The organism is Kitasatospora sp. NPDC015121 (assembly GCF_055562955.1).
Genome location: NZ_JBVHEH010000044.1, coordinates 24,010 through 41,734, shown reverse-complemented (window position 1 = coordinate 41,734; position 17,725 = coordinate 24,010). Strand labels below are relative to the sequence as shown.

Annotated in this window: 16 protein-coding genes; 12 read left to right on the top strand and 4 right to left on the bottom strand. The window is 62.1% G+C overall.

What is annotated here, in order from left to right; translation table 11 throughout:
• The first annotated feature begins 424 nt into the window (after positions 1-424).
• The 6 genes from ACZ3J7_RS37440 to ACZ3J7_RS37415 all read left to right on the top strand — a co-directional run bounded on the left by ACZ3J7_RS37440 (position 425) and on the right by ACZ3J7_RS37415 (position 5,337).
• Entirely contained in the window at positions 425-757 is a 333-nt protein-coding gene (locus ACZ3J7_RS37440; RefSeq protein WP_350834938.1) for an NYN domain-containing protein, read from the top strand.
• A gap of 94 nt (positions 758-851) precedes the next feature.
• Positions 852-1,268 (top strand): hypothetical protein, encoded by a 417-nt coding sequence (locus ACZ3J7_RS37435; RefSeq protein WP_350834936.1) that lies wholly within the window; start codon positions 852-854, stop codon positions 1,266-1,268.
• 106 nt (positions 1,269-1,374) lie between these two features.
• Positions 1,375-2,142, top strand: coding sequence for an 8-oxoguanine DNA glycosylase OGG fold protein (locus ACZ3J7_RS37430; protein WP_211919425.1), 768 nt, complete (start codon positions 1,375-1,377; stop codon positions 2,140-2,142).
• Positions 2,143-2,274: 132 nt separating this feature from the next.
• Complete coding sequence (locus tag ACZ3J7_RS37425) at positions 2,275-3,558, top strand: IS256 family transposase (protein WP_003945410.1); 1,284 nt, start codon at positions 2,275-2,277, stop codon at positions 3,556-3,558.
• Positions 3,559-3,856: 298 nt separating this feature from the next.
• Positions 3,857-4,297: a helix-turn-helix domain-containing protein gene (locus ACZ3J7_RS37420; RefSeq protein ID WP_241199208.1), complete on the top strand. Its 441-nt coding sequence runs from the start codon at positions 3,857-3,859 to the stop codon at positions 4,295-4,297.
• 413 nt (positions 4,298-4,710) lie between these two features.
• A complete protein-coding gene (locus tag ACZ3J7_RS37415) occupies positions 4,711-5,337 on the top strand; it encodes a TetR/AcrR family transcriptional regulator (protein ID WP_081377650.1) in 627 nt (208 codons plus the stop codon).
• 135 nt (positions 5,338-5,472) lie between these two features.
• Here the strand turns inward: ACZ3J7_RS37415 and ACZ3J7_RS37410 are convergent, their stop codons facing one another.
• Together ACZ3J7_RS37410 and ACZ3J7_RS37405 are read right to left on the bottom strand one after the other, a co-directional pair.
• Positions 5,473-5,688, bottom strand: a complete 216-nt coding sequence (locus ACZ3J7_RS37410) for a hypothetical protein (RefSeq protein WP_073513685.1) — start codon at positions 5,686-5,688, stop codon at positions 5,473-5,475.
• Between the two features lie 315 nt (positions 5,689-6,003).
• Positions 6,004-6,585, bottom strand: coding sequence for a hypothetical protein (locus tag ACZ3J7_RS37405; RefSeq protein WP_073513684.1), 582 nt, complete (start codon positions 6,583-6,585; stop codon positions 6,004-6,006).
• Between the two features lie 440 nt (positions 6,586-7,025).
• On the opposite strand from ACZ3J7_RS37405, the gene ACZ3J7_RS37400 reads away from it, so the two are divergent.
• Positions 7,026-7,271, top strand: coding sequence for a hypothetical protein (locus ACZ3J7_RS37400; RefSeq protein ID WP_064113952.1), 246 nt, complete (start codon positions 7,026-7,028; stop codon positions 7,269-7,271).
• Positions 7,272-7,876: 605 nt separating this feature from the next.
• Positions 7,877-8,197 (top strand): hypothetical protein, encoded by a 321-nt coding sequence (locus tag ACZ3J7_RS37395; RefSeq protein ID WP_352029904.1) that lies wholly within the window; start codon positions 7,877-7,879, stop codon positions 8,195-8,197.
• 124 nt (positions 8,198-8,321) lie between these two features.
• Here ACZ3J7_RS37395 and ACZ3J7_RS37390 read toward each other — a convergent pair whose 3' ends face one another.
• Positions 8,322-8,963: a hypothetical protein gene (locus ACZ3J7_RS37390; protein WP_211919423.1), complete on the bottom strand. Its 642-nt coding sequence runs from the start codon at positions 8,961-8,963 to the stop codon at positions 8,322-8,324.
• 209 nt (positions 8,964-9,172) lie between these two features.
• Between ACZ3J7_RS37390 and ACZ3J7_RS37385 the strand changes: the two genes are divergently transcribed.
• From ACZ3J7_RS37385 to ACZ3J7_RS37375, 3 genes are read left to right on the top strand one after another with little or no spacing between them, the layout of a single operon-like run.
• Positions 9,173-10,060 carry a replication initiation protein gene (locus ACZ3J7_RS37385; RefSeq protein ID WP_064114090.1) on the top strand — a complete coding sequence of 296 codons (888 nt, stop codon included), beginning with the start codon at positions 9,173-9,175 and terminating at the stop codon, positions 10,058-10,060.
• Complete coding sequence (locus ACZ3J7_RS37380; RefSeq protein WP_064114091.1) at positions 10,057-10,350, top strand: sigma factor-like helix-turn-helix DNA-binding protein; 294 nt, start codon at positions 10,057-10,059, stop codon at positions 10,348-10,350. The genes ACZ3J7_RS37385 and ACZ3J7_RS37380 overlap by 4 nt, the downstream gene beginning before the upstream one ends.
• Entirely contained in the window at positions 10,337-10,663 is a 327-nt protein-coding gene (locus tag ACZ3J7_RS37375) for a hypothetical protein (RefSeq protein WP_064114092.1), read from the top strand. The genes ACZ3J7_RS37380 and ACZ3J7_RS37375 overlap by 14 nt, the downstream gene beginning before the upstream one ends.
• A gap of 894 nt (positions 10,664-11,557) precedes the next feature.
• Here the strand turns inward: ACZ3J7_RS37375 and ACZ3J7_RS37370 are convergent.
• Positions 11,558-12,334, bottom strand: coding sequence for a ParA family protein (locus ACZ3J7_RS37370; protein ID WP_064114095.1), 777 nt, complete (start codon positions 12,332-12,334; stop codon positions 11,558-11,560).
• Positions 12,335-12,607: 273 nt separating this feature from the next.
• Here ACZ3J7_RS37370 and ACZ3J7_RS37365 point away from each other — a divergent pair, with 273 nt between their 5' ends.
• The gene (locus ACZ3J7_RS37365) at positions 12,608-17,557 is read left to right on the top strand and encodes a DEAD/DEAH box helicase (RefSeq protein ID WP_350834930.1); all 4,950 of its coding nucleotides are present in this window, start codon (positions 12,608-12,610) and stop codon (positions 17,555-17,557) included.
• Positions 17,558-17,725: the final 168 nt, after the last annotated feature.

Here is a 17,725-nt window from a genome sequence, read left to right as displayed (position 1 = left end):
AGTGAGATGCCCAACCGTTCCACAGCCCTGATCCAGAGCCTGAATACACTGCTCACTCCCGAACGCCTCGCACCGTACAAGGCCGCGGCCGGAGACGACAGTGAGATGCCCAACCGTTCCACAGCCCTGATCCAGAGCCTGAATACACTGCTCACTCCCGAACGCCTCGCACCGTACAAGGCCGCGGCCGGAGACGACATCGAAGGTGCACTGGATCTCTACGAATGGAACAGTCGCATCAGCGCTGCAGTGTTCGAAGACCTCGGTTACCTCGAAGTCGCGCTACGCAACGCCTGCCACAACCAGCTCATAATCTGGAATCAGCGCGAAAACAACGACGTGCCTTGGTATTTCAGAACAATATTCGGCCAGGAATCCCAGAAGGACATCGAAAAGGCTCGCCGGCGCTCTACTCGAACTGCCGATGTTGCGGGTGTATTGGTACGACTCTGCCCGCAACGGGATCCCGGACGCGCAGCAGGAACGCATCGGCGAACTCCCGAAAGTGAAGCTCCGACTCGGACGGTTCGGCGTCAACGGCGAGCAGAAGGGCGTCGATCTTCGGATCGGCCTCGACCTGGTGGCCCATGCCCGCAACAGGGCATCCGATGTGTTCTTCCTCGTCTCCGGCGACGACGACCTCGCCGAAGCAGTCGAAGAGGCCCAGGTGCACGGAGTGCAGGTCCTGCTGCTCGCGGTACCGACCGCCGACGGTAAAGCGCACGGCGTGAGCCGGCATCTGGTCCGCGGCCGATGACCTCGACAACATCGACGGCGCGGCGCTCGATGCCGCAGTGGTCAAAGTCGATCGCCACCCCGGGCCGGCGCCGAGACCCCCGCACCGGCCGTCGATGTCGACGACGACCGCAGCGGCGGCGCACCCGCCCACTCGCACTCCCCTCGACCTCGCGAGGCCTCAGCACACCCCGACAACGCCGCGACCGACATCGGTTCTGGCGTACAGTGTTTCAACGGGATCGCCCGCCCACAACCCGCACGGGTACGGTGACGACAACGACGAGCACGGCCCACTGATCGACGACGTCGTCTCCCGCGTTCTCACAGCGTTTCAGGAAAGCGCGACCGGTGAGGACCAACTCGAACTTCAGGCGGCGCGGCCCTCGATTCCACCGGACATCGACCGCGCACTTCTGCGGGACGCCTGCGACGTCACCCAGAAGTACGACCTGGACGAGAAGATCCGATACCGGTTGCGGGCACGGTTCTGGACGAAGTACGACCACTCCTGCGCCACGCCGCGAAGCTGACACACACCGACCCCGACGAACACCAGAGCACCGGCGCGAAAAAATGCAGTGCTGCAACAGATTCCGAACACACTGGACTGTCGGTGGGTACTGTCACGATGTTCCCATGGACCCCCGTGATGAACCGTTGACCGTTCCCGACGACTGCGTTCGGTGGTGCAGCGCCCGCGATCAAGGTCTTGCGGTGCTCGACGACATGGCCCTCGTCGACCTCGACTGGTGGAACACCCGCCTCGATCGCCACCGGATCCCGGTGCGGATCGCCGGCCACGACCGCGACGGACACCAGATAGACACCGGGACAGCGTATCTGAGCCGCAGTGATCTTCAGTGCGAGAGCGGCACCCTCGAAGTCGACGGTTGGCGGGATCTGAGCGCCCTCTACCTGTGCGCGGCGTGGCTCTACGCGCACCCGCACCGGGGCCGGGCACGGCGCTTCGTCGACGTCCGCACCCCGAGCACCCCGGATCAACCGTTCCGGGTCATCACCGAAGCGTTCGCCGCGTGCGAGCGATCCCCGGCGCTGACCGACGCCGGCCCGTTCCGGCAATGGTCCGGATGGCCGAAAACCCCCGGCGTCGGGCCGTCACTGTTCTCGTTGTACTGCTGGGCCACCCACCCCGACAGCATCTGGCGACCGCAACTTCTCGATCAACAATCCGTGTCGACCCTGCTCCAGCACGGCTGGCTGGAAAACCCCTCGGTCCCCCAGTTCACCGTCGCCCGCTACACCCGCTACACCGACCTGCTCCACCACTGGGCCCGACAAGCCGACACCACCGCCGAACTCGTCGAAATGTGGCTCACCCACCACTGGCGCACACAGATCACCGACGCCGACCGGGTGCGCCGCGCTCACCGCAACAACACCTGAACCCACACCCGTCGAGGCACCGGAAAAGACGGGCCCACCTCCCCGAACAGTCTCAGCCGGCGAACGGGGGGCGGCGCGATCTCATCGGGACTGTAAGAACAACGGTGTAACTCTGAAAGGAGATACGCCACTATGACTGATGTGATTGATCGTGAGACAGAGACGAACTCGGCTCAGCCGGGTATCAGCGATGCGCGGCTCAAAGAGCTGGTCGAGCAGGCGCGAGCCGAAGGGCTGCAGTTGACCGGAGATGGTGGATTGCTGTCGAAGCTGACCAAGCTAGTCGTGGAGTCCGCGCTCGAAGGCGAGATGGACGACCACCTCGGATACGGCAAGAGCGACCCGGCAGGCAGGGGCAGCGGCAACTCCCGCAACGGTAGACGCACCAAGAACGTGTTGACCGAGGCCGGCCCGGTCGAACTCGAGGTGCCCCGTGACCGGGATTCCTCCTTCGAACCGAAGATCGTGGCCAAGCGGCAGCGTCGGCTCTCAGGCGTGGAGGACATGGTGATCTCGTTGTCATCCAAGGGTTTGACGACCGGTGAGATCGCTGCACACCTGGCCGAGGTGTACGGAGCCGATGTGTCCAAGCAGACGATCTCGACGATCACCGAGCGGGTGATGGAAGGCATGGCCGAGTGGCAGAACCGGCCGTTGGACCCTGTGTACCCGGTGCTGTTCATCGACTGCATCCACGTCAAGATTCGCGAGGGCAACGTCGCCAACCGGCCGATCTACGTCGCGATGGGGGTGACTGTCGACGGCACCCGCGACATCCTCGGATTGTGGGCCGGTGAGCACGGCGACGGGGAAGGGGCGAAGTACTGGCTTCGGGTGTTGTCCGAGCTGAAAAACCGTGGTGTGCAGGATGTTCTGATCGTCGTGTGCGACGGTCTCAAGCATCTACCCGACTCGATCGAGCAAGTGTGGCCACAGACCATCGTGCAGACTTGTGTGGTCCATCTTCTCCGTAACACCTACGCCTATGCCTCCCGCAAGGACTGGTCCGAGATCGCCAAGGACCTCAAACCCGTCTACACGGCGCCGTCGGAGCAGGCCGCGCTCGACCGATTCGCAGAGTTCAGTGACAAATGGGAGAAACGCTATCCCGCGATCATCAGGCTCTGGACCAATGCCTGGGCTGAGTTCGTGCCGTTCCTACAATTCGACAACGCCATCCGGCAGGTCATCTACACGACCAACGCCATCGAAAGTGTCAACGCCCGAATCCGCAGGGCTATCAAGGCCCGTGGACACTTTCCGACCGAGGCCGCGGCCTTGAAATGCGTGTATCTGGCCATCATGAGCCTCGACCCGAAAGGCACCGCCCGCCAACGCTGGTCCAACCGATGGAAGGCAGCACTGAATGCCTTCGAGATAACGTTCGACGGACGGCTGTCTGCCGGACGAAAGTAGTTAGAAATCAATCAATTACACCGTTTTCTGGACAGACCCATCTCATCCGATACAGTCCCAAGGTTCAGCGGCTGGGGAGCCGGCATCGGCCGACGGCCCGTCGGTATGGGGAAGGGGAGAGTCGGCTGTTCAGGGCATTGTGCGCAACCGCAGCGATAAGTCGAGGGAAATTCGCATTCTGTGCCCGCATGGTGGAACCGTTCGGACACGGCGTGCCCGGCGTGCCGAGCGGCGGTCGGCCCCTGGTTCTCGTTTTCCGCTCGGTACTGTTTTCGGCCTTTTCGACGTGAGGAATCGTATGTTCGCTGACCGGTTGAATATGTTGTTCGAGGATTCACCGCGACTCGGTCACCCCGTCACCCAAGCAGAGGTGGCAGACGATCTGACAGCCGGCGGCTGGCGTATGTCGCGGCCCTACTTGTCTCAGTTACGCCGAGGTCTGCGGACGAGCCCTTCTCCGGATGTCGTTGCCGTGCTTGCGGATTACTTCGGAGTCGATCACGACTACTTTTTTCGGCCGGCCGGCAGCGAGTCCACGGACGCGTCGGCCGTCATCGACCGGCTCGAACAGGGGCCGCTGCGGCGCTTGTTGTCCTGCGTGGACGGTCTTTCCGAATCGTCCGCAGGGCTGGTCCTCGACATGGCCGAACGTTTGCGGCGCGCAGAGAAGTGTCCGGCAATCACTGCGGGCGACGGGTGCCACCAAAAAAATCTGACGTCCGGCCGAAGGCGAGTCTGAGATTCACACACGACCACCGATACCGAAACCTCGCGCGGGTCCTGGGACTGGCGCCACCCATTTGGGTCGATTCCGATACGCCCAAGCTCCTGTTTCGTCGGTCGCTGTCGGGTCGGGTTTCTCGGTGCCGCCACACTTGGGGTCGGCTACATCGGAGGCTGCTGCTCTCGCTCGATCGGGATTTGTGAGCTTGTGGCCGTGACGGTCCTCGATTGTTCGGCACTATTGATCTCGACAAAGATGTGACGGCTTTGCCGCCCACGATCGGGAAAAGGGAGTTCACTGATGGGCATGGCGAGTACGGGGCCGCGCACGGTCGTGCCCTCGGGCGTTCGGAATGAGCTGTACGAAATTCTGCGGAGCGGTGGTCCTCGCACCGCCCGAGACCGAGCGACCCTGATTGGACTGGTGAGATGACCGAGCGCAACGGGACGTACGTCGTCGCCGACCGTAAACCCTTGCAACCTCGAGCCGAACGAACGCGAGGAAAACTCCTCGCCGCGGCAGCCGCACGATTCGACGCCGAAGGCTACACACTCGCCAACGTCAACACCGTCATCGCCGACGCCGAAACCACCAAAGGTGGAATGTACTTCCATTTCGCATCCAAAGAATCGATGGCGCAAAACCTCATCGAAGAATGGTCCCGCGCGGTGCACCACGCTTTCGCAGATGCCAAAGCGACCCGATCTACCGCCCTGGCGCAGGTGGAGATGATCTTTCGGATACTCGCCCGCCGCCTCGACGCGAACCAGATCCTCCGGGCCGGAATGAAACTCAGCCTCGAACCCTCGATCGAGGGCTCGCACCAGACCTACCTGCGGTGGGTAGAGAACACCGACGACCTCGTCGCACGCGCCATCGAGGCCGGCGACGTCCGTGAAACCCCGGCGGTACATCGACTCGCCTGGAACCTGTGGGCGGGAACAATCGGCGCCACACAAGCGATTCCCGCGGACTGCGACGAGGTCAGCCTGTCGACCCGAATCGACGATGCCATCGCAGCGCACTTCTCGTCCATCGCGACCAACCACATCTGACATCGAGACCGGCAACACCTCCGGCGAAGACGCGAACCGCGCCGGGTCGGCAAACCCCCACCGCGTGCTGCACCGCATCGGACAGCGTCGAGGGCATCGGAAAGGACGGGCACACCCGGCTTCCCCCGGGCGGTCTCAGTCGGCGGGTGGGGGTGCGCTCGAGGCGATATCGGATCGTCGCCGGATGATCGCATCGAGGGCATCGCACAGGCTGATGCTCTCCTGCAGCAGCTGCATGAGCAGTTGTTGGCTGTGCTCGTCCATCGTGCGGCCCTCCACCGCCATGATCGGGGTGAGCGCGGCGAGCTCCGAATCCGCCTGCGCCTCGGTCACACCTCGCTGTGCCGCCACTACCGCTCTCCTCTCGCTCCCTGATCCAGTCCACCGTCATCGACGGTGGCTCCATCCCATCACCATCAGTACATCGGTGGAGGGAACGACAGCGAGCCTGCCATCGTCGAGTGCTGATTCCACACCATTTTCGTGGACTCCGCGCGGGCCTGAAGCGGTACCACCCTGGCGGATCAATGCCCGGAACGGCCGGCTTCAAGCCTCCGCCGCGCCGGCGACATGGACGTCGACGACATGATTTCGTTCGGCCCACGCCGCACCTACCCGTCGACCCTTGTCGTGAACGGATCGGTGCATCTCACCCACACAGCGCAACTATCGGCGGACGTGCGCGGTACGGATGAGGTCTGCCACAGCGCGCCGGGTCCGGTCGTGCCGGGGGTCGTGGGCGAGGTCGCCGGTACGCACGCGCTCGGTGAGTGCGGCGATCACTTCCGCGCAGGCGCGGGGACTACCCAGCACGATGGGCACCGCCGTCTTCGGGTCCGGCGCAGCGGGGCTTTCGGTCCGGTAACTGATGAGGCCCACGGCATGCGGGGGGACGGTTCGGCGGAACGTCGCCCGCAGATCGTTGATACCCCGGTACAGCCGGTCGAGGTCGGTGAGGGCGACCTCGTCGGCAACGAGCCTGCGTTGCAGAGCGCTGAGCACCGACAGTGCCGCGTCGATGTCCTCGGCCGCGCGGGCCGCCGCGACGGTCGCGCTCATCCGCTCCGGAACCGGTTTCTCCACCACCCGCGTGTGGTCGCGGATCTGCAACCCGATCGCGCCGCGTTCGCCGGCGCGACGCTCCTCGGAGGCGAGTTTGCGGCAACGATCCGAACACCACCGGGCCGGCCGGCCACGTGGCTTGACGGTGACCGAGTTACCGCAGCGTGGGCACAGGTTCGGGTCCATTTCGTCAGCATAAACATTTCGTCGCCCGAAAACATTGTCAGTCTCGTCACCTGAATGCAAGAGGTGTGTGGCACCTGGGGCGAGCGAGAAAGAACCCTTCGGGATAGAGGGCGGTAGAGATCGGTAGAGATCGGTAGATGTGGGCAGAAGCGCGTGACGAGCGAGCACGGCCAGGAGAGCAGCGCGGGCGATGAGAAGGCGTCGAGAACTGGGGAGGTAAGCCGGGAACGGCACCCGAGCCCGGCAGGTTCATCGCCTGGTGCCGAGGTCCGGAACGGCGTCCGCCGCCTGAAAAACATTTCGTCGCACGAAAGTACGCCCCCGCAGTCTGAAATTCAGCAAGAGGTGTGTCTGAAATATCTGGGTGAGGTCGTCACGGACAGCGACGCGCGTTGCCATGGACCCTTTCAGGGAGTAGGTCGTTGTCGGCAGGTGCTGCGATGCTCGAAGGCGTGCAAGAAATTCGGGTGAAAGTCAGTCGATGGGAATCGCGCCGACTGTGGTGGCGCGCCGGCACCCGGGCGCCGGGGTTGGTGCTCCACATCGAGGGATACAGCACCCCGACCCAGACCTACCGAACCCGCGATCTCGACCGCGCCCGCGCGATGGTCCTCGACTACCTCGAGGTGATCGGGAAGCCGGCACCGCCCGACATCGCCATCTGCTGGATCGAGACCGGCACATAGCCGAGACCCTCGGCGGCCCCAATCGAAGAACACCGGCACGAGCACGCCGGAGCGTCTCGCGGCTTCGCAACAGAAACCCCGCGCTGGGCGGGCGCGGATGTGATGCCGGAAACGACGCGTGACCGATTCACCGGCAGATTCTGTCGAGCTGCTCTGCGCGTGAGCGACCGTAGCCAGCTCTCTGGTCGACGGTTATCGAGGTGTCGGTTTCTCGTTGCCCAGCGCAGCGCCCCGGACACCGGGACGCGGCCGGCAGGCCGCGGTAGCCGACTTAGGGCACCTAAGTTTCTATCTTGCTCCGTTGCCTCCCCCGCGGAGTTCGGCGCGACCGCTCGCGCACCCGACCGCACGGGCGGAATCCAAAACCACGGGGTTTTGCAATATCTTGCTCTGCTCGAGGTGCTCTGCTCGAGGAGGGCGGCGCACGGGGAATCTGCCCGTGGTGTCACCGCGCGATCAGCCCACCGACACGAGGACGGCCGCGGGTGTGGTGCTCGGATCAATGCCGACGCGATGCGCACAACGCCCGCAAAGCAGCCCGCGCCGGCGTCGTCGGAATGCGCGTGATCCGGCAGACGGAGACCGTCGCACCCTCGGCCCCACCCGTGCAGCCGACCGAAAGACCCGGCGCCGCATCCGAGACGTTCGACCCCGCCGACGCGCTCCTGCACGTCACCCACTCCCCCGAACTGATCGCCCGCGTCCTGCGTGTGGTCACCGCCAACCTCGGCCCCCGCAGCATCGACCGTCAACTCCCCGGCCCCATGCACGACGCCGCCGTCGAACTCGCACCGCTCCTGGCCGATTACATCCGGCGCACCCGTGCGCCGGCGGCCGAGGCGACACCGAAAAACGGAGCCGCCGCTGCCTTGTCTCGTCAACAGCGGCGGGCACTGCAGCGCAGCACCGGAAAAAGTCGGCACTGACACCCGACACCGAAAAACTTTCCACCCACCCCGCTGTGGCGATGCCTCCACGTGACGATGCGAAACGAGACCACCGGATTGACCGGGTCGATCAGTGTCCGTGCAGATCGCTGATCACCCCTCCCTACGTCTGCCGCCGCAGTGAAGGTTGCAGAAGCAGATACCTGAGTCCGAAGGACTGCGTACCGCCGTAGTCCCGCCACGAACACCGATACCCCGATTCGAACCCCAAGCTCTCCCCGACCCGGTCGTTCTTGAGCTGCCACTGCAACGATCCGGGTTCGACACGACGGCCCTCCCACAACCGGAACTCGTGCGCCTGCGAGCGCACCGTGGAATTCCGCTCACTCCAAAACGGGTAGTTCGTCAACGTCAGAGAAGCCCCGGCCTCGACACTTCCGTCGAGAATGAGCCGTTCGACGCGTTGAGCGTCCCGCCAGGTTGCCGCCGTATCGAGATCCGGCGCCCCCGAAGAAGAAAGCTCGAACACCTCACCGTCGACGTCCGCCAGCAGACGCTTCTTCGGGTACTTCAGCTCCAACGCGATACGACGACCACCGAGCCGCCCGAGCACATCGACCGCCAGCCGAGACCGTCCGCCCACCCGCTCACTGACGGCCACCTTCTTCTCCAACCGAACCTGCTCCACCTCATCCGCCATCACCGTTGCCAGCGCAAGCTGGAAGTCGCTCTCCGAGTGGAACAGAGGCCGCTCTTTACCGAGTCGTTCCATCCACGACTCCACGTACGGTGCAAGATCGAACATTCAGCAGCTCCACTTCGATAGACGGATGCTCTCCAGACCCGGTCAGGGAAATTCCGTAGACGTAGCTTTCCAGCAGGAGGCCAAGCGCGCGGATTTTGGGTGGGGGGCCGGGATACCTGATATGGCTTGGCACGTCCCACCCGAATAATTTTCTATATGGCTCGGCGTGTCCGACCTGAATAGTGATCGTGATGCGGCACGCTGTCCCCATGGACACCTCGGGGGCACTGTTACTCAATGACACGCAGTGGGCTGACGAGGTACTCCTCCCACACCGCCCCTACGCGACGAACTACCTCGAGCGTGGCCAGTACCGGATGCACCGCGACGACGCCCTGACGATGCGTTACGTCGAGCACTCCCCCCACGCACTGCTCGGCTCGATCGTCATCGACTGCGACCATCCAGATGCGGCGATGCGAGCCTTCGAGAAACCCTCGGACCATCCCGCCCCGAACTGGGTCGCCCAGTCCCCCTCCGGACGCGCGCACCTCGGCTGGTGGCTCGGACCCAACCACGTCTGCCGCACCGACTCCGCCCGCTTGACCCCCATTCGTTACGCGCACCGCATCGAGACCGGGCTCAAGGTCTCCGTCGGCGGCGACTTCGCCTACGGCGGGCAACTCACCAAAAACCCCATTCACCCCGACTGGGAAACCATCTACGGACCGTCCACTCCGTACACGCTGCGGCAACTGGCCACCATCCACACCCCCCGCCAGGCACCCCGCCGCCCCGATCGCGCGGCCGGCCTCGGCCGCAACGTCACCATGTTCGACACCGCCCGCAAATGGGCCTACCCCCAGTGGTGGCATCACCGGAACGGCACCGCCGATCAGTGGCTACGTCTTGTCCTGCAGCACTGCCACGCCGTCAACACCGAGTTCGCCGATCCCCTGCCCTTCGTCGAGGTTCGGGCGACCGCGTACTCCATCGGTAAATGGATCTGGCGCAACTTCGACGAAGCCGCCTACCGCGCACGCCAAGCTCACCTCGGACGTAAAGGTGGCAAGGTCATGACACCTGCAAAGATCGAAGCAAACCGGAAACGAGCCACGAAGTTCGATCTCGCCACAGCAATGGAGTACGCGCTATGAGCCAAGGTGGAGCACGAGCCAAGCAACGTCGAACCATCACTGCACGAGAACTCGCGGAACGCCTGGGGTCTTCCGAGCGAACCGCTCGACGCCTCATCGCCGAACCACGGGATGAGTTCCTCGAGCGCGCCAAGGTCCGCCGTGACCGCGTGGTGTCACTACGAAACCAAGGCATGAAATACCGGGACATCGCCGAGGAAATGGACATCACCATCGGAGCCGTCGGGCGGATACTGCATGACGCCCGCAAAATCGAAGAGAAGGAAAACCCGGTCCGTGACGCCTGCTGACCTGAGCGGTCCCCCGTGGCAGCCGAACCCTGCTCACTTGCGCGCTGCGTCTACCGTGCCGATGCAGTATCCGAGTGCACTGATCCGCACTATTCATTACGCGCTGAATTTCCTCGACCGTGAACTCGCCGAACACCCAGAAGACGAGATGATGGCTCAAGCCGAGACCCGCGACGTCTACAGCCTTCTCGTGGAGATCACCGCGGCTCTGCATGGTCTCAGCTCCGAAGCCGATGTCACCGACGAGCAGATCCAGAACGCCCGGTACTGGATGCTCGGACAGTTCGATAATCCTCTTAACCCCACTACGTAGGACTGTACTTAGGACTGAGAGCAAACTGGCTTGCATCCTGGTCCAGGCATCGAATACTCCAAAACTCAAAATTTCTAGAAAGCTTTATTGTTAGAAACAATCTGCAACCTGCAAAATATCCGTTCAACCAAGGACGAGGAAAGATGCCCCCCACTAACTACGCAGCCTGCAAGCACAGCGCCACCTTGAAGGTGACGGATGAAGCTGTCCTGAGCATGCTGAGAGGACTCGCTCAGTACTGCGAATCAGGAACCTACCCACAGATCGCCTGGGGAGGCACCAAAGTCAATCACTGGCTGGCAGCTCGTAAGCACGCCACCTTCCGGTTCACGCAGCCCGACGACCGGGAATTCTTTATCAAAGAGGCAACCCGGCTACTCCCTGCAGAAACATGGGAGCTCACGATAACTAGCGACCACGATCCAGCCACGCCGCAGCGCAGGTAGGTGGTCCGGGTAGATCATTACCTCGCTACAAGAAGAAGACCCTGATACGTGGTGGCCTACTCAAGACGAGTGCACCGCGAGTTCCAACTGATCACCAAACTAACCTGCGTGCCTTCGCCTTCGTGGTATGGGCTACACCAAGAAACTCTAGAAAGTTATTTTGTTAGAAACGATGATTGTACTTGCGTTTCTTGGTTGTTGAGCCACTGCCAAAGCGCCTCGTACACAGCGTCCTGCATGCGGATCCCTCGCTGTGCGCAGGCGGTTTTGACCATTCGCTGCAGATCAGGCGGAAGCCGGGTCGCGAAAGCGGTCACCGTGGCGTCCTTTGGAAGTGTGGGCGGCGCCGCCGCAACCTCCCGAGCGAGTTGCGGAGTAAATGGGTGGGGTCTAGCGGTCTCGGTGACTCGTGGTGTTGCGAACGCGGATGGCTTCTTCTTGGCGGTACTCATGCGACGGTCACCGTAGAGAGCACTCGGTCCAGAGCCGCGTCGAATGCAACTGTCACCTCATGAACTGCTGGACGGACGCTGTGCACCGGGAGATGGTCACCAGTAGCTTCGGCGACCGCAGCACGTTGGGGGACCACCATCGGCAACACCATCTCTCCCAACGCCTCCCGAATTTCGCTGGCCCGATGCGTAGCTTCTCGACCCTGCGCCGGAACCCTGCCGAGCAGGACACCGGAGACGGTGAGGCCGGGGTTGTAGTAGCGGGTAATCGTCTCTATCGCGTCCAGAATCTTCGACACTCCACGGCTAGCCATGAACGATGGTTCAGTCGCGATCAGTGCAGTGTCGGCGGCGATGAGAGCATTGGAAACAAGTTTGCCGACGCTGGGAGGGCAGTCGATCAGCACCAGTGGGTATCGCTGGCGAAGATCGTCGGAGTCGAGCGCTGCTCGCAGACGCTGTTCGACTCCAAGCCCGGAGACCGCGTCCAAGTCGGCCAGATCCAGATCCGAGGGGATCACGCTGACGTGGTCCCACGTCGAGGTGTGCACCGCATCGGCTGCGCTACCGCGAAGCTCCTGAGCGAGTAAATTCGCGGCGGTCTTGCCTGCGAGCGGGTACTCGATACCGAGCGCCTCTGACGCGTTGCACTGCGGGTCGAGATCGATCACCAGAGTTTCGATCCCGCGGGCGCTCGCTGCTGAGGCAAGCCCGAGCACGGTGGTGGTCTTGCTAGACCCACCCTTCTGATTAACAACAGCAACCACAGTCATAACCAATACTCTAACAATCTAAATTGTTAGAAATAGCTATCTAGCATGCGTGTCGAACGACCAATCCCCAACAGTCTCCGTAGAAACCTCACTCGTTTCAGTCGCGCGGACAAGTAGTCGTCGAGCGCTGCCTCTCACACCCGTCCTTACGAGACCTAGTGATTCGTACGCCGTCTCCTAGGTGCGAAAAGAAATAGCACCTGCGCTGTTCCTCGACTGAGGGGTGGGCAAGGATGATCCGAGCACGTTTGTTGTCGCGGAGGGATTGGGTTCATGGGTTCAGTGCACGAGGTCATCGAGGCGTTTCGGCAGGCACCGTCGAATTCGGAGCGGGGCACGAAGTTCGAGCAGTTGATGGTCCGGTACTTCGAACTCGACCCACTGCTCTCGCAGCAGTACGAGAAGGTGTGGCGGTGGACCGACTGGCCGGGCCGCAAGGGCAAGCCCGACACCGGTATCGACCTCGTCGCCCGTGAACGCGACACCGGCGAATTCACCGCGATTCAGTGCAAGTTCTACGAACCCACCCACACCCTTGCCAAAGGCGACATCGACTCCTTCTTCACCGCATCCGGAAAAACGCCGTTCTCCAACCGGGTCATCATCTCCACCACCGACCGCTGGGGCAAGAACGCCGAAGACGCCCTCGAGGGGCAGTCAATCCCCGTGCAGCGGATCGGGCTGGCCGAGATCGCGGAATCGCCGATCGACTGGGACATCGCCTGGCCGCAGGGCGAGCTGCAGGTCAACCTGGCCGAAGCGAAACGTCACGAACCCCGCCTGCATCAACAGTCCGCCATCGACGCCGTCTTCGCAGGCTTCGAGGCCGGAAACGACCGCGGCAAACTGATCATGGCCTGCGGTACCGGTAAAACCTTCACCGCCCTCAAGATTGCCGAACGTGCAGCGTTGGAGAACGGCGGCAACGCCCGGATTCTGTTTGCGGTGCCGTCGATCTCGCTGCTCTCGCAAACTCTGCGGGAGTGGACCGCGCAAACGCAGTTGGATCTGCGGGCGTTCGCGGTGTGCTCGGACACCAAAGTGTCCCGCTCGGCCGAAGACGTCAACATCCACGACGTCGCGATCCCCGTCACCACCGATCCGGTGAAGTTGGCTGCGGAGATGGCGCACCGTAAGCGCGCCAAAGGTTTGACTGTGGTGTTCACCACGTACCAGTCCCTGCCCACCGTCGCGAAAGCACAAGAGCTGGGGGTGGATCCGTTCGATCTGGTGATCTGCGACGAAGCGCACCGCACCACCGGCGTCACGCTGTTCGGTGAGGACGATTCGAACTTCGTCCGCGTCCACGACGCCGACTTCCTCAACGCCGCCCGCCGGCTGTACATGACGGCGACACCGAAGATATTCGTGGACGACGTCAAAGAGAAGGCGGAAGAGCATTCCGCCGAGCTCACCTCGATGGACGACGAAACCGTTTACGGTCCCGAGTTCCACCGACTCTCATTCGGTGAGGCCGTCGAGCGAGGTCTGCTCACCGATTACAAAGTGATCGTGCTGACCGTCGACGAATCCCTGGTGGCAGCGCCGCTGCAGGATCAGCTTGCCGGGGTGCACAGCGAACTACGGCTCGACGACGCGTCGAAGATCATCGGCTGCTGGAATGCACTGGCCAAGCGTGCTGGCGAAACCCCCGAAGGAACAGGCTTCGCACCGGGTGCGGCGCCGATGCGCCGCGCGGTCGCGTTCGCGAAGGACATCGCCGCGTCCAAGCAGGTCGCCGAAGTGTTCCCCACTGTTGTCGATGCCTACCGCGATCTACTCGAGGGCAGCGAAAATGACGGGCGCACTGTCGATTCCACCAACCTGGACTTGACGTGTTCGGTGCACCATGTGGACGGCACGTTCAATGCGCTACAACGCAACGAGCAACTCTCCTGGCTCAAAGCCCCCCTGCCAGAGGGGGAAGCCCGGATCCTGACCAACGCCCGCTGCCTCTCCGAAGGAGTCGACGTACCGGCGTTGGATGCGGTGATGTTCCTGCACCCCCGCAACTCTCAGGTCGATGTGGTGCAGTCCGTGGGCCGGGTGATGCGCAAATCCGACGGCAAGGATTACGGCTACATCATCTTGCCCGTTGCGGTTCCGGCCGGTGTCAGCCCGTCCGAGGCGTTGTCGAACAACACCCGGTTCAAGGTCGTCTGGCAGGTACTCAATGCGCTTCGCGCGCATGATGATCGGTTCAATGCGATGGTCAACTCCATCGCATTGAACGCCACCTCGGACAAGAAGGACGGTAAGGGCAACGATCGCCTACTCGGTGGGCGCATCGGACCCCTCGTCGAGGTCGGCGAGAGCTTCGACAACGGCAGCCGTAGCAGTGGAAGCAGTGCTGACGTCGCTTCCACCAGTGCAGATTCTGCCGAAGGTGCCACCCCCACCGGAGACTCCGGTGGGGGGATGGCAACGCAGATGGCGTTGTTCTCCCTCTCCGAATGGCAGGAAGCGATCTACGCGAAGATCGTCGACAAGGTCGGCACCCGCGCCTACTGGGAAGACTGGGCCGGCGACGTCTCCGACATCGCCGCCGCGCAGATCACCCGCATCAACGCCCTCCTCGCCGGCGCCGACACCTCAGTCGCCGAGGAGTTCGAGCGGTTCCTCACCGGACTGCGCGACAACCTCAACGATTCGATCAGCCGCGACGACGCGATCAGCATGCTTTCGCAGCATCTGATCACCAAACCGGTATTCGATGCCTTGTTCGCAGAGCACGACTTCGCCTCCCATAACCCCGTCTCGCGGGTGATGCAGTCGATGGTCGATACCCTCGACGACACCGGGCTAGAAGCGGAAACCGCCGGCCTCGACGGCTTCTACGCCTCCGTCCGCGTCCGCGCGACCGAGGTGACCAGCGCCGAAGGCAAGCAGAAAGTCATCGCAGAACTGTATGAGCGATTCTTCAAGATCGGGTTCAAGAAGCAGTCCGACGCCCTCGGCATCGTCTACACGCCGGTGGAGATCGTCGACTTCATCCTCCGCGCCGCCGACGCAGCCTTGCGGGATTCGTTCGGGCGTGGTCTGACCGACGAAGACGTGCATGTCCTGGACCCGTTCACGGGAACCGGTACGTTCATGACGCGGTTGCTGCAGTCCGGGCTGATCAACCCCGAAGATTTGGCGCGTAAGTACACGAACGAGTTGCACGCCAACGAGATCACGCTCCTCGCCTACTATGTGGCGGCTGTGAACATCGAAACCACGTACCACGCGCTCGTCGATCAGGGCGGCGACGCAACATACATGCCGTTCGAGGGTATCGTCCTCGCCGATACCTTTCAGATCACCGAAAACGGTGACAGCCTCGACTCCGAGATGTTCCCGCAGAACAACGATCGCATCATCCGCCAGAACGCCACCCCGATCAACGTCGTGATCGGAAACCCGCCGTACTCCGCTGGGCAATCGAATGCCAGCGAAAACAATGCGAATCGCGCCTATCCCACGCTCGACCGCGCCATCCAGAGTTCGTACGCGGCGAAGTCGACTGCGACATTGAAGAGCAAGCTGTACGACTCGTACATTAGGGCGATCCGGTGGGCGACGGACCGTATCGGTGACTCCGGCGTAGTCGCCTATGTGACAAATGGAGGGTGGATCAACGGAAACACCGCCGACGGAATTCGCTTGTCACTGGCCGACGAGTACTCGACTATCTACCTCTACAACTTGAGAGGAAACCAGCGCGGCGACTGGAAAAAGGAGGGAGGCAAGGTATTCGGCGAAGGCTCACAGGCCACGATTGCGGTTCTCATTGCGGTGAAGGATCCTTCTCACAGTGGACCGTGCCGTATCCACTACCGCGACATCGGTGACTACCTGAGTCGCGAGGAGAAGCTGGCGATTGTTGGCGGAGCAAGCCTCAGCACAATTGACTGGGCCAGTATCAACCCAAATCCTGAAGGGGACTGGGTCGATCAAAGGAACGCAGCATTCGGCGCATATACACCAATAGCAGTCAAGAAGACCGCGGGAATCGAGACAACTTTCTTCGCTGATTACTCTGGTGGATTGAAGACCAACAGGGATGCCTGGGTTTACGCATTTTCGCGCGAAGCCCTTGGAGAGAAAATCAAGGGCACGGTCGACTTCTACAACGAGCAGGTTGACGCCTATGAAGAAGCGGTGAAGAGCGGCTCTCAGTCTGGCGCCAAGGACACTGTGTCCTACAACGACAAGCGAATTAGCTGGTCGTCAGGGTTGATTCCGAAAGTTGAGCGTGGCCGGCGCCTCCAGTATCAGTCCGAACATCGCCGAGTTAGCGTCTATCGGCCCTTCTGCAAGCAGTACGCGTACTTCGACGACGATCTCAACGATCGGCGAGGCAAGCTGCCCCGGATGTTTCCGACTCCGCAACACAGGAACATCGGAATCTACATCCCGAATCCAGGAAACCTTGCTCCGCAGTTCATGTGCCTCATGACTGATTCAATACCGGACCTCGGTGCCGCCGGGATCAGCGCAGTCAACTTCTATCCCCGCTGGACCTACGAGAAGTACGAATCTCCGGACTGCGAGCTCGATCTCGCTTCCTCCGACACACTCCAGGTCGACGAGCACGGATACCGCCGTATCGACAACATCACTGACGGAATCCTCGCGCTCTATCGGGACGCGTTTGGCAACCAGGTCACCAAGGACGACATCTTTTTCTATGCCTACGGCCTGCTGCACGATCCGGCGTATCGCCAGGCTTACGCGTCAGATCTGAAGAAGATGCTCCCGCACATTCCGACACCCGAGTCCCGAGAGCGGTTCGAGCAGTTGCTCTCCGCCGGTCGTCGCCTGGCAGATCTGCACGTCGGCTACGAGAGCGTCGATCCGTATCCCCTTGACGTACAACTCAAGACGGGCTCATCGGCCGAAGACCGTGAGACGTGGCGGGTCTCGAAGATGAAGTGGGGCAAGAAGAAAGACCCCGAGACCGGCAAGAATGTAGACGACCGCACCACGCTCGTCTACAACCCGAAGGTCACCATCTCAGGGATTCCGGAAGAGGCTGAGCGGTACATGCTCGGCTCGCGTTCAGCGCTGGCGTGGATCATCGACCGCTACCAAGCCAAGACCGATAAAGCCTCCGGGATCGTCAACGACCCCAACGACTGGTGCGACGAACACGACGACCCCGCCTACATCGTCGACCTGATCAAGCGTGTCACCACCGTGGCAGTCGAGACCATGAAGGTAGTCGACTCGCTCGAATAAGGAGAAGCCGAAAGATCAGTAACAGGCGAGTGCCGATCTCCGGTAGCCGTTGTCTCTAACAATCTAGATTGTTAGAAATAGGTCTTTATCAGTACTTTCTCGAGAATTTCAGATCGGTCCGGTATCTCGCGGATCGGACCGATCTAGAAGGCACTTCAGCGCTTTCAC